At 75.3% G+C, this 23,638-nt stretch carries 9 protein-coding genes; all 9 read left to right on the top strand.

Translation table 11 applies throughout. The features are described 5' to 3' along the window. Positions 1–559: 559 nt before the first annotated feature. The 9 genes from Prum_RS03830 to Prum_RS03870 are packed head-to-tail and all read left to right on the top strand — an operon-like array spanning position 560 to position 23,465. Positions 560–1,096 carry a hypothetical protein gene (locus Prum_RS03830; protein WP_173074013.1) on the top strand — a complete coding sequence of 179 codons (537 nt, stop codon included), beginning with the start codon at positions 560–562 and terminating at the stop codon, positions 1,094–1,096. Continuing rightward, the gene (locus Prum_RS03835; RefSeq protein WP_173074015.1) at positions 1,093–11,190 is read left to right on the top strand and encodes a DUF6603 domain-containing protein; all 10,098 of its coding nucleotides are present in this window, start codon (positions 1,093–1,095) and stop codon (positions 11,188–11,190) included. Before Prum_RS03830 ends, Prum_RS03835 begins: the two co-directional genes overlap by 4 nt. After that, positions 11,187–12,773 carry a hypothetical protein gene (locus Prum_RS03840; protein ID WP_173074017.1) on the top strand — a complete coding sequence of 529 codons (1,587 nt, stop codon included), beginning with the start codon at positions 11,187–11,189 and terminating at the stop codon, positions 12,771–12,773. The genes Prum_RS03835 and Prum_RS03840 overlap by 4 nt, the downstream gene beginning before the upstream one ends. A gap of 8 nt (positions 12,774–12,781) precedes the next feature. Continuing rightward, positions 12,782–13,609 carry a hypothetical protein gene (locus tag Prum_RS03845; RefSeq protein WP_173074019.1) on the top strand — a complete coding sequence of 276 codons (828 nt, stop codon included), beginning with the start codon at positions 12,782–12,784 and terminating at the stop codon, positions 13,607–13,609. After that, positions 13,606–17,220 (top strand): hypothetical protein, encoded by a 3,615-nt coding sequence (locus tag Prum_RS03850; RefSeq protein WP_173074021.1) that lies wholly within the window; start codon positions 13,606–13,608, stop codon positions 17,218–17,220. The genes Prum_RS03845 and Prum_RS03850 overlap by 4 nt, the downstream gene beginning before the upstream one ends. Before the next feature lie 9 nt (positions 17,221–17,229). Further along, positions 17,230–19,785, top strand: coding sequence for a D-Ala-D-Ala carboxypeptidase family metallohydrolase (locus Prum_RS03855; RefSeq protein ID WP_173074023.1), 2,556 nt, complete (start codon positions 17,230–17,232; stop codon positions 19,783–19,785). Between the two features lie 34 nt (positions 19,786–19,819). Continuing rightward, positions 19,820–20,404 carry a helix-turn-helix transcriptional regulator gene (locus Prum_RS03860; protein ID WP_173074025.1) on the top strand — a complete coding sequence of 195 codons (585 nt, stop codon included), beginning with the start codon at positions 19,820–19,822 and terminating at the stop codon, positions 20,402–20,404. After that, entirely contained in the window at positions 20,401–21,126 is a 726-nt protein-coding gene (locus Prum_RS03865) for an ABC transporter ATP-binding protein (RefSeq protein WP_173074027.1), read from the top strand. Before Prum_RS03860 ends, Prum_RS03865 begins: the two co-directional genes overlap by 4 nt. Beyond that, positions 21,123–23,465 carry an FtsX-like permease family protein gene (locus Prum_RS03870; protein WP_218577001.1) on the top strand — a complete coding sequence of 781 codons (2,343 nt, stop codon included), beginning with the start codon at positions 21,123–21,125 and terminating at the stop codon, positions 23,463–23,465. Before Prum_RS03865 ends, Prum_RS03870 begins: the two co-directional genes overlap by 4 nt. Positions 23,466–23,638 lie beyond the last annotated feature (173 nt).

Genomic DNA, 23,638 nt, shown 5'->3' on the forward strand with positions numbered 1-23,638 from the left:
CGGGCCTGGCGACGTGTACGCGGTTGCGCGCTGGTTGGCTAGATCTATGGAAATTTTGAGGTTCAGGATCGAGTTCTGAGCTGCCGCGACGTCCGTCGCGGTCCGGGCCGTCGCTCCCGCGGCCTCACCCGCGCGGTCCACAATCATCCCCGGCGGGCGGTGCGCGTCGCGGGGCCGCATAGATCTTGGTGACTTGTTGTTGCTGGGACGACAATAAGTCACCAAGATCTATGCGTGCTGCCGTGTAAATGCGGCATATCGGCCGGCACCCATCCGACCGGCCTCAATGGAGTTGCACGCGGAGGGTGAGGCCGCGGGAGCAACGGCCTGGACCACGACGAGCGTCGCGGCAGCTCAATATTTTGATTTCCTCACCCTCACCGCGAGACGTCTCTAGTCCTGCGGCCGGAGCCTCATGCCGTTGTCAAGAGTGGGCGAGAAACCTGTCGGTCGGTGCGCAACAACCCGCTCGCTGTCCTCGATCCGACTGTGGCTCTGGCGGAACCGTCCAGGATGGACCCGACGCGGACCGGGGGACCGCGGCTGGGAGGCGACGGCCATGACCGCTCCACTGCCCGGCGAGGTTGGCATTCCGATCCAGGTCAGCGAGCAGCAGCTGACGGTCATGCTGCGCGAGGCGTTCGCCCGCGGCGAGGACCCGAACGTGCCGTTCGTCTGGCAGGACCTGGACAGCGAGCTCTTCGTCGATCTTCGTACGCTGCGCGTGGCGCTGCGCGACGGGCTGCTGCTCGTGGGCTTGACGGTCCGCTGTGACGAGACCGGCGGCGACCGCGGGGAAGGCATCGAGCTGGTGGTCCCGATCGCGCTCGGCAGCCAGGCGGAGCCGGCCGGCTTGGTCGGCACCGTCGAGACCGCGGCGCGGGGCCCGTCTGCGCTGGTGGTCGCGGTGTGGGGCGAGACGGTGGTGGCGGCGACCTGGCTCGCGTTTCTGGCGGTCTGCCGTGAGGTGGCCGGGCGTGCCGGGCTCGACGCGAAGCGCCAGCCGCTGCTGCCCGGCGCGGTGTGGGCGGCGCCTGGCCGGCTCGGGGTCGTGCCGCAGGCGCGCCACGCCATCGACCAGGCGGGCCTGTCGTGATCGGCATCGACGTCCCGGAAGAGCTGATCCAGGTCGGGCTGATGCTCGGGCTGCTGCGGCTGGAGCATCCCGGCGACCTCGATAGCGTCGCCCTGGACACCGGGTTCTTCGCCGACCCAGCCGGTGCTCTGTCCGGCCTGGCCTACGACCCTGACCGCCGTGCGGCCGCGCTCGGCCTCGCGGCGAAGCTGTTCGGTGAGGTCGGCCAGGCACTCGACCTGCCGGAGCTGCCCGAGGGGCAGACCTGGGTGCCGATCGTGCGGCAGGGTTCTGCCGGCCTCTTCGCGATCGTGGATGCCGCCGACGGGCGGATCGACCTCGGGATCGGCGGTCGGGCCGCGGTGAGCCGCGACGGCCTCGAGGCCGCCGCGACGGTCGCGCTGCCCATCGCCCGCGCCGACCAGGGCGCCGGGGTGTCGTTGCTGCCCGGCACGCCCGACGGCCCGATCCGGCTCGGTGTGGGGGTGCAGCTGCCGCCGCCGGCGCCCGGCGACCTGGTCTCGCTGGCGGGGATCGCGGTGACGGCCGATCTGCCGACCGCGCCGGGCGGGTCGCCGTCGTTGGTCGTGCGGCTGCGTGGGCTGCGCCTGCCGGCGTGGCCCGAGCCCCGCGACCGCACGCTCACCGACGACCCGGCCGCGGTCGGCCGGGAGCTGGTCGAGCTGCTGCACGGGCTGCTGGAGGCGCGCGCCGGGCTCGGTGACGCCGGCGGCGCCAAGCTCCGCGCCCTGCTGGCGCTGCTCGGCCTCGGCGGCCGCGACGGCATCCCGGCGCTGCCGCTCGCCGATGTTCTCGACCGCGGCCCGGCGGCGCTGGTCGACTGGCTGCGTTCGCTCGTCGCCCCGGGCACGCCGTGGCCGCTGGTGTCCTGGCTCCGGGCGCTGGCGGACCTGCTCGACCTGGAGCTGCCGGACGGCATCGAAGGCTCCGGCACGGCGGCCGACCCGGTGCGCTGGTGCGCCCGGCCGGCCAGCGGTGTCGAGGTGCACGTGCGGGTGGTCGTCGAGGAGGCTGGTGGCGCGCTCACGATCCGCCCGAGCGTCGAGGGGTCGCTCCGGACGGGCAGCGCCGCCACCGTTCCGGGGTCGTTGCGCATGGGCGCCGAGGTGTGTGCCATCACCCTTGGGGCGACGCCCGCGGTGGACTGGCTCCCGCGCCTGGACGCGGCGTTCGAGCTCGCCCGTACCGGCGGCCCGCTCGTCCGGGTGCCGGCCACTGGCTCCACTGTGGACCTGGAGGTCGGCGTGTTCCGCGCCGGGCTCGCCGCCGGCTCGGACCATCGGCCCGCGCTCGTCGTGGAGGCTGTCGATGTGACGCTCGACGGCACGGCCTACCCCCGGCTGGATTTGTCCTCTGTGGAGGCTGTCGCCGCCGCGGCGAGCGCGGCGGCCGGGGACGCGCTGGCCGCCGCGCTGGACGGCTTCTTCGGCGCGGGCAGCGGCCGGGGGCGGGCACTGACCAACCTGCTCGGCCTGACCCGGCCGGTGCCGGCCGCGCAGCCGTGGCCCGCGCTGCCGGCGGTGCCCGAGCTGTTCGCCGACCCCCTCGGCGCCTGGGCCCGCTACCACGCCGGCCTGCTGGTCGGCGGGGTGTGGAGCCCGATGGCCGGCGACCTGGCGGTCGTCCTGGGCGCCACCGCCCCGGGGCCGGCCGGCGGCGGGGAGGCGGACCCGTGGCGGCTCGGGCTCGCCGGTGGCGCCGGCGGCGACCTGGAGCTGCGGCTGTGGCGCTCAGGCCCGGACGCCGCGCCCGGCCTGCACATCGCGGTCGAGTTCGCCCCCGCGCCGGTGCAGCTGGACGGGCACCACCTGCGGCTGCGCGGGCTGATCCAGCTGGCCCGGGTCGCGCTGCCGGTGACCGCGCCGGACGGGCCGGTCCTGAGCTTCGCCGACCGTGCGGAGATCCGGCTCGAGCTCGGCGACGACCTGGTCCTCGACGGCCCGGTCGAGGTGCGGGCCGGCGCCGCGTCCGCGGTGGTTGGCTGGCGGCGGGGCGAGGGCTGGGTGGGCGGCCTGCGCGTCACCGGTGCCGTCGTCACCGCGGGCGGGGAGAGCGTCGCGCTGCCCGACCCGTTCGACCTCGGCACCGGGCTGCCCGGCCCGGGCAGTCCCGTGTGGTCGGCGCTGGAATGGCTGTTCGCCCGGTGGCTCGCCGGTGCGGCCGGCGGTGCGGCCCGGGCGATCCTGGCCGGGCTGCTGGGCTGGCTCCCGTCGCGGCGCCTGCGGCTGGGCGGCGACGCCGGCCCCGACCTGGACATCGCCGATCTGGCCGCGGGAGGCTGGCCCCGGTTTCCGCTGGAGCGGCTGGCCACCGACCCGGTGGCGGCGGTGCGCGACTGGCTCGCGGAGGTGCTGTCGTCGGGCGCGGGTCCGGACCTCGCCGACATGGCCGTCGGGTTTCTCAACGGGCTGCTCGCCGGTGCCGGCAGTGACGCGGTCGACCTGCGTACGGACGGGGCGGGCACCCGGGCGGAGCCGTGGCGGGTCGGGCTCACCACGGATCCGCGCGCGCCGGTCGTCCTGGTCTGGCTCGACCCCGACGGCCCGACCATGCGTGAGCTCGACGGCGTCCTGGACACGCTGGTCCCGGGTGACCTGTCGGCCGGGCTGGACGGCAGCGCACCGCTGCCCGACGAGGCCCGGCTGGCCGGCGTCCTGCGCGTGGCCGCGCGCTTCGACGCGGGGCTCGGCGCGCTCCTGGCCGGACGGGGCGACGTCGCCCGGGTCCTGTCCGAGCTGCGTACCGGCCTGCGGGACACCGACGGCCTCGTGCCGGCCGCCGCGCAGGCCGCCGCCGGCGACGTCCGCGGCGCCACCCTGGACGGGGTCACGCATCTCGGCGCACCCGCGGCGTTCAATGTGGACAGTCACGCGCCGGACGCCGAGCCGGAGCGGGTGGTGTACGTCGCGGCGCCGCTGCCCGGCGTGAGCCCCTGGCCGGGACAGCCGGCCGGCCCCGACCCACGCCTGCTCGACCTGCGCGCCGCCGGGGTGCCGCCGGAGGCGTTCGGCTTCGCGGGGCTGGCCGGGCCGGGCCCGTGGTGGGTGCTGCTGCCGACCCGCGCGGATGCCGGCGGAGCGGACGCGGTGGCGGCCCGGCTGCGGGCGGCGGTGCGGGCGATCCGGGCCGCGTCGCCGGGCCCTGTCACGCTCGTGGCGCACTCCGTGGCCGGGCACGCCGCCCGCGCGGTGTGGGCCAGCGGCGACGCCGAGTCGCTGGTCACGCTCGGCACGCCGTACGCCGCGGCGGTGCCGACGGACGCGGCGGCCGAGGCGGTCCAGCTTCTGCGCGGGCTCACCGCATCGCTGCCCGGTGCGCCCGACGCGGACCTGCGGCGGCTGCTGGACCTGCTGCGTACCCGCGCCGCCGTGCTCGGGGAGAGCCAGGCGGACGATGCCGGAGTGCCGGCGGCGCACCCGTTCCCGGTCGCTGACCTGACTGCGGCTCCGCTTCCCGCCGCACCGGCGGGGGCGGCGGCGCCGGTGGCGCTGCGGACCTCGTGTACCGATGTCGACCTGCACCGAGGTGTCGCCGCGGCGGTCCGCGCCGCCGCCGCGCGGGTGCGTTCGCTGCTGCCCCATGCGGCGGCCGGCCGGACCCGGGCGCCGGTCACCCACCTCGGCCTCGGCTTGGCCGCCGGCTGGCCGGCGCCGGAAGCGCCCGGCACCGATCCAGGCGGGCTACGGACCGAGATCAAGGTACGCCTCGACGGCTGCCGGGTGCCGCTGCGGGGCGGCGGGGGCGTCCAGCCGGTGCCCCGGATCGCGGTCCAAGCCGCGCTGTGGCGCGACGGCGGCTGGCTGGTCGGGTCGGCGAGCTCCGGCGCGGACCCGCGGCTGCGCCGCCTCGACCTCGACCTGACCATCGACCGGTCCGCCGGCGGGGTACCGGACATCCGGGCGTCGCTCGCCCTGCACGACGCCGGGTTGACCGGCATCGACCACGGGCGACTCGACCTCCCACCCGGGCCGCTCGATGGCGTGGCCCGGGCCCTGCTCGGCGAGGTGTCCGCGGCCCTGTCGCCGGCGCCGGCCACCGGCCCCATCCGGGACCTGCTCGACGTCCTGGCCGCCCTTGGCGTCGCCAGCGTCGATGGCGCCGGCACCGTGGCGCTGCACGGCGACCCGCTGGAGCGGATCCTCGTCGACACCGCCGGCTACCTCGGCACCCACCTCGCCGGTGAGCCCGCCCGCACGCGCCTGCTGGCCGCCCTCGGCCGGCTCCTCGGCGCGGCGCCGGGCCAGCCGCCCGGCCGCCCGCTCGGGCCGGACTTCCATCTGTCTATTGTGGACGGATCCGAGGTCACCGTCGGTACCGCGGACGGCGGCGTCCTGCTGGGCGGGCTGATCCGGCTCGCCGGACGGGTCACTCTCGGACCGTCCGCCCGGGTACGCGGAGAGCTGCGCCTCGGCAGCGGCACCGCGCTCGTGGTGGCGACCGACAGCGCGGCCGGCCCGGCGACGGTGCGGCTGGAGGTCGCGGCCGGGCGGCCGGAGCCGGACCGGATCCCGATCGCGCCCGTGCTCGACGCGGATGCCCTCGCGGGCCGCCTCGGCGCGGCGGCCGCCGCTGAGCTGCTACGCGGCGCGCTGGAGTGGGCCCGCGAACGGGAGGCCCGGCTCGACCCGTTGCTGGCCGCGCTCGGGCTCCTGCTGCCCGGATCGCCGCCGGCCGTGCGCAGCCCCGTCGAGCTGCTTCTCGACCCGGGCGGCTGGCTGACCGGCCCGGCGGCGCTGGGCGACCCGGCCCGTCCGGGCGTGCTGGCCCCCGCGAAGCTCGCGGCGCTGGCGGCAGCGGCCGGCCAGCTGCTCGGGCAGCCGGCCGGCGGCAGTCCCGGGCCGGCACCGCTCGGCCTGCCGGGCGGCGGGACGCTGGCCGTCGCGGAGGACGGCGACGGGCTCGTGGTGACCGTGCGGATCCGGCCGGCTCCCACCGGCGGGCTCGGCGCCGACGTCGCGCTCATCGTCCGCGTGGCGCCGGGTCCGGTGGTCCGGACCACCGTCCGGGCGGCCGTGCGGCGCACCGGCACGGCCGGCTTCCGCGACGCCGGCCTGGAGCTGGAGGCCGGGCAGGTCACCACCCTCACCGTCCGGCTCACCCCGGTGGACCCGGCCGCCGCCGAGCTGGTGCTGCCGCTGCTGCCGCAGGCGCCCGGGCTCGGCGCGCTCACCGAGCTGGCCGCGATCGGCGCGGTCGGGTACGCGCTGCCCAGGCTGCTGGAGGCCCTGACCGGCGCCGGCGCCGGCGACCCGCGGATGGCTCAGCTCGGCGCGGCGCTCGGCCAGCTCGGCGACGCCCTGGACATCCGGGACGCCGCGAGCGGAGCGTTCCGGATCGGCGAGCTGCGGCGGCTCGCGGCCGACCCGCCCAGCGAGCTGGCCACCCGGTTCCGGGCACGACCGGCCGCCACCATCGGGGCGCTGCGGGCGCTGGTCGCGGCGGTCACCGGCACACCGGCCGGCGCCGGTCCACTGTGGAGCGGTGCGGGCGGGAGGGTCGCGGTCGACGTCGCCGCCACCGGCACAGGCTCGCCGGAGGTGCGGCTGCGCGCCACCGCCCTCGTACCGGTCGACGGGATCACCGCGGGCGGCGAGGCCGCGGTCAACGCTGCCGGCCTGGCCGCCGCACGCCTGTCGGTGACCGCGACAGATGCCGACGCTCTCCTTCCCGGCCCGGTCGACCTACTTCCGTTCGTGGCGGTGACTCTCGGCCCGGCGCTGCCCGAAACGTTCGAGGTCGGCCTCTGGCTCGACCCGCCGGCCCGGACGACCCGCGACGCGCTGCTGATCCGGGTCACGTTCGGGGTCGGCACGCAGGTCCTGCACCGGCGGGTCACCCCGGCCGGCACCACCGACAGCACCAACCTGGCCACCGCGGTGCCCGCGCTCGTCCGCCGCCTGGCGGTCCCGCTCGCCGCCGACTTCGCCCTGGCCCGGCCGGCCCTGCGGGACCTGCTCGCGACGAGCGTCGGCACCCAGCGGATTGGCGACATCCTCGTCGCGGCCGGGGTGCTCGCCGCGGACGGGGCCGGGTGGCGGCTCGCCGACGGGCTGATGGACCAGCTGACCATCCGCGCGCCGCGCGCCGTGGCCGAGTTGCTCATAGCGGCCGGAGGTCCGCGGCTCGGCCCGTTCCAGCTGGCCGTCCGCGCCGAGACCGGCCCGCCGGTGCCGGCCGGCTCGATCCGGTACGTGCTGCGCGTCGCACTGCTGGACCCGATCGAGCCGCCAGCGGTCGGCGGGCTGATCCTGTCCGTCGAGGGCGACGACGCCTGGGATCCGCCGTTGCCCGGGCCGGCGGGCGACCACCTCGAACTGTCGATCCTCGAGCTGCCCGCCGACCCGTTCGCACCGGGCGCCACCGTCCGGGCCACCCCGGCGGTCCGGCTGCGCGGCCTGGGCCTGCGGGTCAGGGCCGAGCAGGGCCCGCTGGTCGACTTCGGGGTACGGGTCGGCAGCATCGGGCTGCACGTCGCGTTCGCCCAGGACGCCGGCGGGTTCGGGTACGGCGGCGCGCGGCTGATCGTCGACGGCCTCGCGATCGACCTGGGCAGCGCCGGCGGCGGTAACCCGGTCGCCGGCAAGGTGCTCTCGCCCGGGCCCGGCGCCGGCGGCGATCCGGAGCCGGTCGCCCCGGGCTTCAGCGCGCAGCTGCGGGTCTTCAAGGAGGGCACCGGGCCGGTCGGCGTCACCGTGCGGGCCGGGCTGGGCCCGGGGCCCTGGTGGATCCCGATCCAGCGCTCGTTCGGCCCGGTGTACGTCGCGCAGGTCGGGCTCGACGTGACCACCGCCGGCGGCCGGCCCGCCGAGGTGAGCCTGCTCATCGACGGCGGGGCCACGCTCGGTGGGCTCGCGGTCGGGGTCGACGACCTGGAGCTGATCGTCCCGTGGGCGACCGCGGCCAATCCGCTCACCTGGCGCGTCGACCTGGCCGGGCTGGCTGTCGCGTACCAGAACGGCGGCATCGCACTGGCCGGCGGGCTGCGCAAGCTCGAACGGCTGGGCGGTGTCGAGTACGCCGGCATGCTGGTGCTGCGGGCCGCCGGTTTCGGCCTCGACGTGATCGGCTCGTGGGGCGAGTTCCCCGTGCCGGGCGGCGGTGGCGGGCGCTACACGTCGCTGTTCATCTTCGGCGCCCTGTCCGCGCCGCTCGGCGGGCCACCCCCGTTCTTCGTCACCGGCATCGGCGCCGGGGTCGGCATCAACCGCGCCCTCGCGGTGCCCGACGACCTCGCCGAGGTGACCGACTTCCCGCTCGTCGAGGCGATGAGCCCGGGCAACGCGCTCGCCCAGGATCCGATGGCCGCGCTGGAGGAGATCGCCCGCGCGTTCCCGCCGTCCCGGGGCGCCTTCTGGCTCGCGGCCGGGGTGCGGTTCACCAGCTTCACCGTGGTCGAGTCGGTCGCCGTCCTGGCCGTGGCCGTCGGCGACGGCGTCGAGGTCGTCATCCTCGGCACCTCCCGGATGGGGCTGCCCAACCCCTCCACCCCGCTCGTCATGATCGAACTGGCCCTCAAGGCGCGGTTCTCCACCCGCGAGGGTGTGCTGTCGATCCAGGCGCAGCTGACCGAAAACTCCTGGCTGCTCAACCCGGGCTGCCGGCTCACCGGCGGGTTCGCGTTCGTGATCTGGTTCCGCACCGGCGAGTTGCTGCTCACCCTCGGCGGCTACCACCCGCGCTTCCAGCGGCCTGAGCGCTACCCGGTCGTACCCCGGCTAGGTCTACAGTGGAGTGTCAGCCAGAACATCGTGGTCAAGGGCGAGGCGTACTTCGCGCTCACCTCCACCGCGGTGATGGCCGGCGGGCGCATCGAGGTCGGCTTCGACGGCGGCTTCGTACACGCCACCTTCACCGCCGGCGTCGACGCGATCGTCTCCTGGGATCCGGCCTGGTACGACGTGACCGTCTACGTCCAGGTCAGCGCCAGCCTCGAGATCGAGATCGACCTGTGGATCCTGGGCACGATCCGGATCTGGATCGGTTTCTCCATCGGCGCGGAGCTGCACGTCTGGGGTCCGCGGCTGCGTGGCGAGGCGATCATCGACCTCGACCTCGTCCGGTTCGCGGTGCCGTTCGGCGCCAGCGACGCCCCGATCGGCCCCGAGCCGCTGGGCTGGTCCGCGTTCCACGACAAGTACCTCGTGGCCGGCGACCCGACCGGCCGGACGATGGACCTGATGGTCACCGCCGGGCTGCACGTGCCCGACCCGGGCGGCCCGGGCGGCCCGGCCAACGACGGCAGCCCGGACCGGCCGTACCAGCTCGGGCCGGAGTTCGCCCTCACGTCCAGCACCCGCACGGCGGCCAACCAGGTCAACGAGCAGCCGTTCACCGGCCTGCCGCTCGACCTCGTACCGATGCGGGTGGAGCGGATCGCGTCCCGCCACACCGTCCGGATCGTCGACGACGAGACCGGCGTCGAGGTCCCGGCGGACCGCAGACCCCAGGTCACCGCGCTGAGCGGCCCCGTACCGGACGGCATCTGGCGGCTGCCCGAACCCGGCGACATGGGCGAGGACGGCGTCCACCCGGCGTTCACCGGCGCGCGGCTGGCGGCCGTGCCGGCGCTCGCCGGCGACGCGCAGGACGGCACCATCGACGACGTCGAGGGCGGCGACGCCCATCCGCTGCCGCTGCGCGACCACCGCGACCCGGGCCAGACGCTCAGCCAGGCCATGGCGGCGGCCGCGCAGTGGGCGGCCACCCAGCAGCAGGCCGATGCCTTCGAGGTGACCGCGGCCGCGCTGGCCGGTGCCGCGTTGCACGGCGTCGCCGGTGCGGCCCTGGCCCGCTGCCTCGGCGCCCGTACGGCGCGCACGGCAGCCGCCGGACCCAGCGGGTACGCGCTGCGGCTGCTCGCCGCCGACCGGGTGGCCCCGCCGCAGCTGGCCCGGATCACGACCGGCATCGTCGCGCCGCTTTCCGCACCGGTGCCGGTCACGCCGGCGGAGCCGCCCGCGCAGCCCCAGATCCCCATACCGGGCGCGCCGCGGCTGGCGGCCCTGCTCTGGCCGCAGCCGGCACGCACGCTCCCGACCACGGGCCGGACCACGGTCGGCTCGTGGGGCGGGCAGGTCCGGCGCCGGCCGCCGCCGACCATCGAGGAGGCGCGGGCCGGGCTGCCGCCGCTGGCCGCACACCTGCACCTGCTGCCGCCGCAGCTGGGCGCGACGACCAAGGGCACGCTGAGCGGCCGGGACCCGGCCAGCCGGTTCCGGCGGGCCGGGACGAGCCGCGAGTGGCGCCGTGAGGTGCTGGCCGACCCGCGTCCCCGGGCCCTCGACGCCGCCCTCGCCACCGGCGTGACCCTGCCGGCCGGGCAGATCCAGGTCTGGCACGTGCCCAGGGCCGGCGCCGACCGGAGCGCGCAGCGGCCGGTCCTGACCGTCGGCGGCAACCAACTGGTCCGGGTCGTCGCCCTCGGCCGGACCGGCGCCGCCCTCGACGACCGGGAGCTGACCCAGGGCAGCGTGCTGATCCCACTCGGCGCACAGCGGGTGGCGGTCATCGGCACCGGCCGCACCGCCGCCGCCCGCGGGCTCTCCGGCTGGTACGCGGGCGCCGTCCTGGCCCGGGTGCACGGCTCGACCTGCGTACTCCCCGGCGGGCTGCTGAGGGCGGACGCGCCGCCGTCGCTGCGCGGCCGCGCCGCGGTCGACGCCGCGCTGGTGCCCGGCGCCGAGGCGGTTCGCGGCACCGGCGTCACCCGCACCCGCCTGCCCGCCGACACGAGCTGCGTTGTCGTGGTGCTCGACGTGCCGGCCGCCGGGCTGCCGCCGGCCGAGGGCCTCCTGCTTGGCCTCGATGGCGCCACCCAGCCGCTCGACGCCGCGAAGGTGCCGCTCCCGCCGCGCGCGGTCGTCACCGGCTCCCGCGCGTACCTGTTCTTCGACGTCACGCCCGGCGGCGGCCCGGTGACGGTCACCGTCGGCCGGGACCGCGACTGGACCCTGGCCGGCGTGCTGGGGGCGGCGCGGCCGGCCGACCTCGTGGCCCGGGAGGTGCGCCGCAGGGGCCTGGACGCCCTGCTCGCGCCACTGACCGAACGCGCGCCGCGCTCCTCCACCCTGAGCTGGACAGGAGCCACTCCATGAGCGACCTCGACACCGGCGAGTTCCGCCTGCGGTCCTCGGTGCTACCGACGCTGCCCGCCGGGCGGTACCGGGCCGAGCTGGGTCACACGATCGACGGCGTCGGCGCGGTCGAGCCGGTGACCCGCACCTTCGCCGTGGTGGCGCCGCAGTTCGCGCTCTCCGCGACCGAGGTGCAGAGCGTCTTCCCGCCGCCCAACTCCGAAGGGTCGTACGGGACCCGGCTCGCCCAGATCGCGCTGATGCGGCGCACCCTGCCGTGGGAGCGCGAGGTGACGCCGAACGACGCGCAGCGCCGGCCGTGGCTCGCCCTGGTCGTGCTCACCGACGCCGAGGCCGCGCTGCGCCCCGGGCGGCCGGTGACCGAGGCCGTGCCGTCGAGCCTGCACGCGGCCCTCGGGATCACCGAAACCTCCGGTACGTGCGACCATATCGAGACCTCCCCGGCGGTGGTGGCCCGCACGTTTCCACGCCCCGACGAGCTGGCCCTGCTGTGCCACGTCCGCGAGGTGGCGGTCGGCGACACCGAGCTGGCCGGCGCGGACGCCGACGGGCAGCTGGCGGTCGTGCTCTGCGCCCGCGTGCCGCGACCACTGCCTTCGGGCGAGAAGCTGGTGTACGGCGCGTACCTGATCTCCCTGGAGCACCGCCTCGACGTGCTGCCCACCGCCACCGGCACGCCCGTGCCGGGCCTCGGGCCGGTACAGGTCGACCCGGTCGGGCCCAAGACGCTGCGGTTTCCGGTCCTGGCGCGGTGGCGGTTCACCGCGGCCGGCCACGGCGACTTCGGGTCGATCATGGGCGACCTGCACGTCGGCGGGCTGGGCACCGCGCCCGGCGGCTGCCCGGCCGTCGCCCCGAGCGGGCACGTGGCCATCGCCCACCGCGGCCGGCGAGGTGAGGAGGCCGCCGCCTGGTACCGGGGACCGCTGACCCCGCGGGAGGTGGTGCGGCGCCCCGCTGGCCACCCGCTGTTCGCCGCCGACCAGGCCCGCGCGATCGCCACCGACGGGCTTGAGGACCTCTCCTACGCGGCCGCGTTCGAGCTGGGCCGGCTGCTGGCCATGTCGGATCCCCGGTTCCTGGCCGAGCTGCTCACCTGGCGGCGGGAGAGCATGGCCGCCGCGACCGTCGCCGCGACGCTGCCGCTCGTGCCCGGGGTCACCGACCTCGGGATCGACCCCGTGGCGGCCGGGCAGCAGCTCACCGTCGCGGTGCTGGACCGGATGGCCACCGACCTCGATGCCACCTTCGGCGAGCGGATCCCACGGGTCGACCTCCCGCCCGGCTTCGCCAGCCCGGACGACCTGTCCGACATCGCCCAGGGGTACGGGCTGGACCTGGCCACGGTCAAGCGGATCGTCCGCGACGCCCTTATCGACGTCGCCGGCCCGCAGCTGCCGCCCGCGCCGGCGCTCGAGTCGTCCTTCGCCACGCTCGCCGCCAACCCGGCCTTGCTCGGCCACCTCCGCGCCGAGCTGCGCCGCCACGTCCGGGCCCTCGCCGTCACCAGCGGCCTTGATCCAGACACCGACCGCTTCAACCCCGGGTTTGCCCCGGCGACCATCCCCGATCTGTACGGCTAAGGACCGCCATGACCGCGCTCTACTCCTCGGCCGCCGCCGTCTCCACGCAGCTGCAGGCCGCCGCGGACACCAGCAGCGGGCCGCCACCGCCGCCCGCCGTGCTCGACTGGCTCGCCCGGCTGCGCCTGCTCGACGGAGTCCCGTTCGCCTACCTGGTCAGCGACGCCGGGCTGCTGCCGCTGGAGTCGATCCGGTTCGCGTTCCTGGACCGCAACTGGGTGGACGCGGCCGTGGACGGCGCGCTCGCCGCCGGTGCCGGCACCATCCGGGAACGCACCCACCTGCGTGCCCGCCACGGGACCATCCGCACCGCGGTCGACGCCGCCGAGCGCGAGGTCTGGGCCGCCCGGACCGGCCAGGCATGGGAGCCGGCGGCGGCCGAGGTCGTCACCGGCTTCCTGCTCCGCTCGCGGGCCGTCGCCGGCTGGCCGGGGCTACACGTGCGGGCGGCCCGCGCCGGCCAGCAGGTCCGCCCGCTGCGGATCGAGCGGCTGGCCCCGGCCGTGCTGCTGGTCCTGTTCGACGGTCTGCCCGACGAGGTGGTCATCGAGGAGCCGCGGCAAGGGCTGCAGCTCGGGTTCGAGGAGCCGTCGCCCGACCGGCGCGAGGTGCCCGGCCCGGCCGGCGCGGTCCCGGTCCCGTTCCGGCCCGGCGCACCGGGCGTGGTGGATGTCGCCGCGCTGGCCGCCGCGCTGGGCGCGACCTCGCCCGCCACGCTTGCGATCCAGCTGGTCCAGCTGCCGTACCGGCAGGTCTTCACCGGGGTTCCCAACCAGCCGTCATTCGTCCCGTCGATCTCCCTCGACGACCTCGACAACGCCTGGGGTGCCGCATGACCCAGCCATACGTCCACCACCCGCGCTTCGCGGTCACCGCCCGCAGCGGGCTCAGCCGAGGTGCGGCGCTGACGTTCCAGGACGGGGTCGAGCTCGGGCCCGCCCTGCTCGTGCCGGTCGACGTGCAGGCACAGGTCGTACGCCCCGGCGACACCGTCGAGCACGCCGACATCCGGGTCCGCCTGTTCGACCAGGCGCCGGGCGGCGGCCGGCCGCGCATGCCCGACCCGTTCACCTCCCACCCGGCCGGCCGGCAGCAAGGGGTACGGCTGCACTGGGCGCTGCCCGACGGGCTCACCCGGGCGCGTACCACCGGCCCGGACGGGCAGCCACACTGGCGGCCGCTGCCCGACCGGTGGATGGTGCTGCGGCTGCTGCCCGGCGTGGGCACGGACGACCGGCGACCGGTCGCCGGCTGGGTGATCGAGTCCGAGCGCCGGCGCGCCACCGTCCTGGACACCTGGCAGCCCGGGCCACCCGACCTCACCGCACCGCCCCCGGCGACGCCGCAGCTCGACCCGGCCGACCTGCACGCCATGCTCGGCGGCGACCCGGCGTGGGCCGCCGTGTTCGACAACGTCGAGGACCGCTTCGCCTTCTACGACGAGTGGAAGGACGAGCCGAGCCCACCCGCCGGCTACGTCGCCTACCTGGTCGTTGGCTGGTACTCCACGCCCGCACTGGACCCGCTGGCCGGCCTCGACACCGCCGACGGCTTCCACGCCCGGCTGGCCGAGCTGGGCTGGAGCGTCGACAGCGACCGGCTGGCCGCCCTGCACCGCGCCGCCGAGGCCACCGCCGCCAAAGCCCGTGCCGTCGGCCTGGACGCCCGCACTCCCACGGTCGCCCCGGTCACCGACTTCAGCGGGCTCGTCCCCGCCGCGACGCCCGAACCCCGGCCCTGGTGGCCGCGACGGTCCGTCTTCCACGGCGTCATCTACGGGGTACGCGCCGACGCCCCGCTGCCGGACCGCCGGCCGGCCCCCGGGCAGGTCCGGGTCGGGCTGGGCCCGACCGCCGAGCAGTCCCTCGCCGCGCTGACGGCCGGGGTCCTCGGCGATCCGGACGTGGAGCTGCTGCAGGCCGCGTTCCAGCACGCGCTGGCCGACACGCTCGGCGAGCCGGACGGGCTGGCCCAGGTCGAGGCGGAGCTGCACAGTGCCGGCTTCGACGCCAAGCCCGGCGAGGACCGCGTCGAGCGGGTCCTGTCCGGCGACCCGTTCAGCGCGGTCCGGCCGCCGCCCGCTACACCGGCGACCACGGCCCTCCTGGCCAGTCACCCGGACCGGACCGTCCGCTTCGCGTTCACCGCCGACGGAAGCCGGGTGGCCGACCTGCACACGGCCGAACACACGCCGGGCCGGGCCGTCACCTCGCCCGAGCCACGGGCGGCGCGGGAGGTCCGGCGACCAGGCCCCCGCTGGTTCGCCCCCCGGGACCCCAGCTTCGTCATCCGCGGCCTGCGGCGCAGCCTCCGGCACGGGTACGACGGTCGGTTCGAGGCCGGCGAGACGCTCCCGTGCCGACTCACCGGCGATCCGGGCACCCGGCTGCTCGGCTTCCTCGACGGTCGGGTCCTGCTCCAACGCGGGATCGGACACGGGGCGGTGCCGGACGAGGCGGAGGCGCTGCTCGTCGAGGCCGCCATCGAAGATCCGTTCGAGTTGTACGAGGGCCTGCTCGAGCAGTACGCGAGCCTCTTCGGGCACTCGCAGGGCGCGCTGCTGACGGCCTTGCGGGCCGAGTCGCGGGTGTTTCGCCAGTGGCTCGCCGGCACCGACGACGCCACCCCGCTCCTGGGGATCTCGCTGCGCGACGGCACCGGCTCCGCACCCGCCGGCATCACCATCTGGCAGCAGGCATGGGTCCCGCTGTACCTGGAGTGGGAGCTCGCCGTCGACCCGAACGCGCCGGACGACGCCTGGCCGCTGGGCGAGCTCGACCACGAGCCGCCCGCCGGCCTCCTCCCGGACCCGGCCCGGACCGTCCTGTTCAGCGGGCGGTCGCTGCTCAACTCGGCCAGCGCCCGCGGGCTCGCCGACCGGGTCCGGGCGTTCCTGTCCACAGAGGACGAGCTCGACCTGGCCGGCAAGGGCCGCATCGCTGACGACGTGGCGGCGAAGCTGCGCGGCCTCTCCGTGGAGGCGGGCCAGGCCGACCTGCTCACCGCCGGGCTGGACGGGCTGCGCGAGCGGCTGCTGGGCTACAGCACCGACATCGCGTACGGCGGCGAGCCGCGCCAGCCGTCCGCGCCGCCCCGACCGACGCGGGCCGGGCTCGGCCGGATCACGCGGCTGCGGGTGGTCGACGCGTTCGGCCGTACCCTCACGCTGGTCGACAACGCCGCGCCCGCGCCGTACCTCGCCCGCGCCATCCGCGCGGACCGGCCGGACCAGGCCGGGATGGCGGTGCTCCGGCCGCGGATCAACCAGCCGGCCCGGCTGCTGCTGCGCCTGACCGACCCGATCGATGACACCAGGGAGGCCAGCGTCGACCAGACGCCGGCACCCGGCGGCGGCTCGATCAGCCCGGTCGCCGGCTGGCTGCTGCCCGACCCCGCGGACGGTGCCGTGGAGCTCTTCGACCCGGACGGCGCCCCGCTCGGGCAGCTCGCACACGACAGCCTCTCCGGCGCCGTGGTCTGGCAGGAGGCACCGGGCGGTGGCGGGCCGGTCGGCAGCACACCGGAGGCCAGGCTGGCGGCCGACCCACGGCTGCGCCACCTCCTCGCCTTCACCCACGGCCTGCTATACCGCGACGTCGCCGAGCGGGCCAGCCTCCACAGGGGACACACCCGCTCCGACACCCCGCTGGAAGCGTTGCTGCGGGTCATCGAGACGACCGCCGCCACCATCGGGCTCGGCGGGCAGACCGGCACCGAGCACGTCACCCAGCTCGTCGGCCGCCCGGTCGCGATCGTACGCGCGACCCTGCGCCTGGAGGTCGAGCCCGAACCGCCCATCGCCGGGCTGTCCGAGGCCGACCAGAACGCCCGGGACCTGGCCTGGGCGGGGCTCCGGGCGCGGTCGTTCCCGGTCCGCCTCGGCGCGCTCACCCGGCTCGACGACGGGCTGCTCGGCTACTTCACCGACGACCGCTACGACCGGCTGTACCCGGTGCACGACAGCGTCGCGGCGCTAGCCGTCGACATTGGACGCCACCGCGGCGACCTGCGTGCGCTGGGCGCCGCGCCCGTAGGGCCGCGCCCGATCACCTCCGGCTACCTGGCCGCCGACCCGGCGGTCTGGCTGCGTCCGGGCCAGACGGTCACGCTGACGCTGATACAGGACCCGGCCGCCAAGGTCCACGCCACCTCCGGGCTGCTGCCGCGCAAGGCCGTGAGCCTCGTCCGCGACTGGACCGAGGCGCCGCTGGCCCGGTTGGTGCCGTCGCTGCGGATCGGGCCGGTCCTGGTCGACCCGGCCGGCATCCGCATGCCGCTGGCCTCCGCGCTCGGCGCCGGCCAGGAGTGGAGCCGCCGGGACGGGCCGGTCACCTGGCGGCAGGACCCCATCACCGCGGCGACCCAGCAGGCCATGCTTCCCGAGACCGCGGCCATCGCCCAGGAGGGCTGGGTCAGGGTGTCGGCAGACGACCAGGCGAACGGCTGAGGAGCCACCATGCTGGCCGACGCCCTCCACCGGATCGCCGCCCTCGCCATGGGCTTCACACCACCGCACCACATGCCGCTGCGAGGGTTCTCCGCGGCGGAACCCTCGGTCGACGCGGTAAACGATGCCAAACGTTTCGACCCGGCCACGTTCAGCCCGGCTGCCGTGCACTGGGCGGCCACCGACACCGACGGCGCCGCGTACGACTCGATCGCCGCCATGCGCCTGGGGCTGCGCTGGACGGCCCGCCCGGACAAGACCGCCACCGTTCTCCCGCCCACGTTCGGGATCATGGTGTGCCAGCCCAGCGGCACCCAGCAGCGGCTCGTCACGTACCTCAGCGACGGCGACCTCGGCCGGCTGCGCGCCCGGCCGGCGCCGGACGGCGAGGACTTCCCCGTCCTCAACGCGCGTTTCGTGTACGCGATGAGCGAGCCCTTCGCCGCACGGTTCGCGAACGCGATGCGCGCCCACCACGAAGCCGGGCACCTCCGGCCGCTGGTGGTCGAGGGCCTGGACGGGCCGCGCGGCGAGGAGACGTACGGTCCGGACGTACCTCCCGACTTCGACACCATCGAGGCGATCGACAGTTGGCTGGCCGGCCAGGGTCCGGTGCTGTGGCGCTTCGCCGACAGCGTCCGGGCGGACGAGGCCGGGCTCGGCGACCTGGCGGACGGCCAAACGTTGGAACTCTACGCCGAGGTGATGGGACAGGAGCCGGGCGAGACCGACCGCTCCTGGTACCGGGTAAACGCCGGGTTCGTCCTCGATCGTATCCGCGACCCGGGCGACGGCCTCGATGCCGTGTACGACGTGCTCACCGACGGCTTCCGCGGCGGCGGGGTCGCCAGCGGCCTGGCCGGTACGGTGACCACGCCGGCCCGAGCCGACCTGCGGGCCGTCTGGGGAGGTTCGCGCAGGAGCCTCGTCCTGCAGCCGTACGGCGTGGTGCCGACGGCCCTGTTCAGCTTCGTCACCTGCGAGCGGATCCACGTTTTCGGTCCGGCCCTCGTCGATGCGCAGGCCGGCCCGAGGCCGATGCACGTGGAACGCCGGCAGCCGACTATTGCCCGGCTGGCGCTCACCCAGCTGTGGCAGCGGCACGGAATGGACAAGGAGTCGCTGGTGCCCGGATCCGGCACCGCGGGCGAGTTTCTGGCGACAGACTATCCGGACCAGGTCACCACAACCCGCGCCAAGCCGCCCGAGCGCCCGTCCGCGTTCTACGACGACCTCGCGCGCGAGGTGACCTATGGCCCCGTGGGCCGCAGCGGCGAGAATGTCGCCGGATCCGGGATCGAGCGGACCCTGGTGCCGCACGAGTTGCCGCTCACCCGCCCGTCCCATCCACGATGGGGAGTCCAGGCGCGGCGCCGGCTCTTACTGCGCCGGCTGTACCCCCTGCGCTACCACATCCGGCTCGGCCCGGACGCGGGCATCTCCCACGAGTTCGCCGTCGCACAGGACGAACGGGACTGCATACGCCAGGAGTACGCCTTCCACCTCCGGTTCACCGACTACTTCCAGACCTACTCGTGGAAATGGCAGGGTAACCGGCTGGCCGCCATCGTCCTGCCGACCCGGCGCGCTGGCGAGCTGCACGAGGTCGAGTACGACGCGCATCAGCGGCCGGTACGCCCCGCCCTCGTGAGCAGTGGTGGCCTGATCAACGTCCCGCGCCGTGCCGCCATCCGGCCGGGGCAAGGAAACGGCGCGTATCGGCAAACCCTGATCATGGCGGAGGCACCGGAGCGCCTCGGCCAAGCTCGAACGGCCGCCGGCGCATACGCCGCCGAGATGGTCAGCGTCCTGCGGGCGCTGGAGGAAGGCACAGCCATCCCCCCGCTCACCCTGCCCCCGTACGCGGTCGAGCTGGTCACGAAGGTCAGCAACCTGCTGACTGGCCCGACCCTGCCGCTGTCCAGCGCGGACGGCTTCCTCCAGGCGAAGCTTCTCGCCGCGGGACCGGTCAGCCGGCTTGCCACGACCGACCCGGACGGCAATCTCGTGCCGCGACCGTACCGCCTGCAGATCTCGTCGGGCTGGCGCCCACCGGAGCACAACGAGACCGTTAGCGGCACACCGCTGAGCAACCACCAGATCGGTGAGGCGATGGACGTCCAGCCAGAAGGTGCCGGCGCGGCCACCACCCGCAGCCCGTTGGCTCTGTTCGCCCTGCACCTCGCGGCACAGGACTTCTTCGCGGCAGGTTCGCTGCGGGAATGCCTCCTGGAAAACAACGCGGAGGAGTACATCGTCGGACAGTTCGAGGCCGCCAAGAGCGACCGGACGGTTTTCGTGGACGAGCTTCCCGATGGCCGCCGCGTCTACGTCCTACGGGCCGCGAACCTGACCGATGAGCCCTTCAACGACGTCCCCAGCCACGACGGCGAACCGATCACCGACCGGACCAGACTGGATGTCAGGCTCGCCGAGGAATATCGGACCGACTTTTACCAGACCAACGGCCCCCAGTCACTGCCGTGGCCCCGCCCGACCTACCTCGACCTCTACCTGTACGCGCTCTGTGGAGCCTCCCACGTCCACCACACGTGGAACCCTTGACGGCGAGCCGAATATACTGAGTATCATACCCGGTATGAGCATCCGGCACGCCCTGTTGGCTCTACTCAGCGAGGGCCCGAAATACGGCCTCCAGTTGAGGCAGGAGTTCGAGTCCAGAACCGGGGAGGTGTGGCCGCTCAACGTCGGGCAGGTCTACACCACCCTGCAACGCCTGGAGCGCGACGGCCTCGTCGAGTCGGAGGGCCCCGGCGGCGCGGGGCCCCAGAACGCATTCACCATCACGCCGGCCGGCTCCGACGAGCTGAGCGAGTGGCTGCGCACGCCACCGGACGTGATTCCACCACCGCGCGACGGGCTCGTCATCAAGGTGCTCGTGGCGATGCGCGTACCAGGTGTGGACCTGCCCGCGCTGCTCCAGGTGCACCGACGGCATCTTGTGCAGGCGATGCAGGAGTACACCCGCCTGAAGAGCGAGCTCGCCGAGGGCGAGGTGGAGCTGTCGCTCGTCGTGGATTCGGAGCTGTTCCGGATAGAAGCCATCGTCCGGTGGCTCGACACAGCGGACGCCCGGCTCAAGCGCCTACCGGCTCGCACCGCGAGCGAGGACCCGACGTCCGCGCCGCGCGTCGGCCGCAAGATCGCAGGGCTACGGCGATGAGCGCGGCCGTCGAGCTGCGTCAGGTGTCCAAGGTGTACGGATCGGGTCGCGCCGAGGTGCACGCGTTGCGCGAGGTCGACCTGTCCGTTCGGGGCGGCGAGCTGGTGGCGGTGATGGGCCCGAGCGGCTCGGGCAAGAGCACGCTGCTCACGATCGCCGGAACGCTGGAGGAACCGACCAGCGGCGACGTCTTCATCGCCGGTCAGGAGTTGGCGTGCCTGTCCAGCAACGACCGCGCACGGCTGCGGCGGCGGTCGATCGGGTACGTCTTCCAGGACTTCAACCTCCTCGCCGGGCTGACCGCCGTCGAGAACGTGGCGCTTCCGCTGGAGCTGGACGGCGTGAAGGTCAAGGTTGCTCGGGCAGCCGCGATGGAGGTACTCGCCAAGCTTGGCCTGACTGAGCGGGCCACCCGCGACCCGGACGAGCTGTCCGGCGGCGAGCGCCAACGGGTGGCGATCGCGCGGGCCGTCGTCGGTGAACGGCGGTTGCTGCTGGCCGACGAGCCCACCGGCGCGCTCGACTCGTTGAGCGGCGAGACGGTGATGCGGATGCTCCGCGTGGCCAGCCACGATGGCGTGGCCTGTGTGGTGGTGACCCACGACGCCCAGATGGCTTCCTGGGCCGACCGCGTGGTGTTCCTGCGTGACGGCCGGGTGGTCGACCAGACGGCACCGAGCCCTGGCCCGGAATCCCTCCTGGCCCCCGGGACCAACAAGTGAGCCGTAACGGCGGCCTGCCGGCCCGGCGTGCGGTGGTCCGCTGGGCGTGGCGGCTGTTCCGCCGCGAGTGGCGCCAGCAGGTCGTGGTGCTGACGCTCCTGACCGTCGCCGTCACGGCGGCCGTCGTGGGCGTGTCGGCCGGCTACCACGCGACGCCGCCGGGCAGCGCCAGGTTCGGCGCCGCCAGCCAGCGGTTCACGTTGTACGCCGACGAACAGCGGCCGCTGGATCCCCGGATCGCGCAGGCGCGCGAGTGGTTCGGCACGATCGACGTGGTCGGGCACTGGTACCTGCCGGTCCCGGGTTCGGTGGAGACCGTCGAGCTGCGGGCGCAGGATCCACGCGGTCCGTACAGCGGGCCGATGCTGGGGCTGGTGACGGGTCGCTACCCGACCGCGCCCGGCGAGGCGGCGCTCACCGACGAGGTGGCGGCGGAGCTGCGGGTACGCGTCGGCGGCGCGCTGACCCTCGATGGCCGCACCTGGAGCGTGGTCGGCCTGGTCGAGAACCCCGGCGATCTTCGCGCGGAGTTCATCCTCGTAGCGCCGGCACGGCCCCTACCGCCGGAGTCGGTCACCGTGCTCACCGCCGCCGATCCGGCCCGGTTCGCGGAGTACCGCGCGCAGCACGGCCAGCCGCCGTACGAGGTGCGTCCCTCGGACGAGTGGGTCGAGGCGGCCGCCGGCGTGTTCAGCGTCTTCGCGGTGAGCATGCTGCTCATCTGCCTCATCGCGGCGGCCGGCTTCGCCGTCATCGCGCACCGCCGGCTGCGCCAGCTCGGCCTGCTCGCCGCGATCGGGGCGACTCCACGACACCTTCGTCTCGTACTGCTGGCCGACGGCGCCGCGGTCGGTGTCGCCGCGTCGGTGGTCGGCGCGGTCGCGGGTGTCCTGGTGTGGTTCGCCGTGACGCCACGGTTCGAGACGGCGGCGGGGCATCGCATCGACCGGCTCGACCTGCCGTGGTGGCAGATCGCCGCCGCCGTACTGCTGACGATCCTGACCGCGACCGCGGCGGCGTGGCGGCCGGCGCGCGTCGCTGCCCGGGTACCGATAACGCTCGCCCTGTCCTCGCGCCCGCCACGGCCCAAGCGGGTGCGCCGGTCGGCGGTGGCCGCGGCCGTGCTCTACGTGTTGGGCATCGTGTCGCTGCGGCTCGCGCAACGGAACAACGCGGCATCCGGCAACGCGCTGGAGGTCGCCGAGGTGGCGCTGATCGTCGCCGGCACGCTGGCGATCGGGTTCGCCCTGCTGTTCGTGGGCCCGCTGGCGATCCGGGTGCTTGCCGCCATCGGCGGCCGGCTTCCGGTCGCTTCCCGGCTGGCCTTACGTGACCTCGCCCGCCACCAGGCACGGTCGAGCGCCGCGCTGGCCGCGATCAGCGTGGCGCTCGCGATCCCGACCGCGATCGTGGTCGCGGCGGGCGTCCTCGCGCAGACCGCCGTCGAGAGCAACCTTTCCGACCGCCAGCTCCTCGTCTGGATCGACTCCCCCGGCCTGCGCGTTCCCGACCGCACACCGGCCCAGCTCGCGGCGATCGAGGCCCAGGTGCGGCGGTACACGGCCACGCTCGCCAACCCGACCGTCATCCCGCTTGACATCGCGATAGATCCGGCCGAGGCACCGCAGGCGGATGCCGGTGGCGGACGGATCGGGCGGCTGCCGGCCGGTGCCGGCCCGTCGTTCGTCGCCACGCCCGAGCTGTTGGGCTACTACGGCGTCGACCCCGCCGGCGTCGGCCAGACAACGGACGTGCTGACCACGCGGCCGCGGTTCGAGTCGCTTCCGAAGACGTTCCTCACCCCGGCGGCGCTGCGCCGCCACAACTGGCAGCCGGTGCGGGCCGGCTGGCTGGTCGAGGCCCCCCGGCCGTTGACCGAGGAGCAGCTCACCGGGGCGCGGGAACTCGCGCTCGACGCGGGGCTGGTCGTCGAGGACCGCGACAAGCGCGGCGGGCTGCTGGCACTGCGCGCGATCGCGACAGCGGCCGGAGCAGTACTCGCGCTCGCGATCCTTGCCATGACCGTCGGGCTGATCCGGGCCGAGGCGGCGGGCGACCTGCGCACGCTGACCGCGACGGGCGCGACGCGTCGCATCCGGCGCACGCTCACCTCGGCAACGGCCGGCGGGCTCGCGCTGCTGGGCGGGATCCTGGGCATCGGCGCCGCGTACACCGTGATAGTGGCGGGTTCATCCCGCAACCAGCTCGGCGAGCTGGCGCGGGTGCCGGTCGTGGAGCTGCTCGTGATCGCTGTGGGCGTGCCGTTGGTCGCCGTGGCTCTTGGCTGGCTGCTCGCCGGCCGGGAGCCGCGATCCCTGATCCGAGTACGGCTGGAGTGACGGGGCCGGGCCCGGCCTGGCCTCGCCTGGCCCGGCCCACGGACCCGTCCGCCGACACCGACCCGTCCGTCGATCAAGGGCATATGGTCGTGGATCGGAGATCAAAGTGCGACCATATGCCCTTGATCGACGCGAAATCCCTTGATCGACGCGACGCGACGCGGCGCGGCGGG

This window comes from Phytohabitans rumicis (assembly GCF_011764445.1).
Classification (GTDB): Bacteria; Actinomycetota; Actinomycetes; order Mycobacteriales; family Micromonosporaceae; genus Phytohabitans; species Phytohabitans rumicis.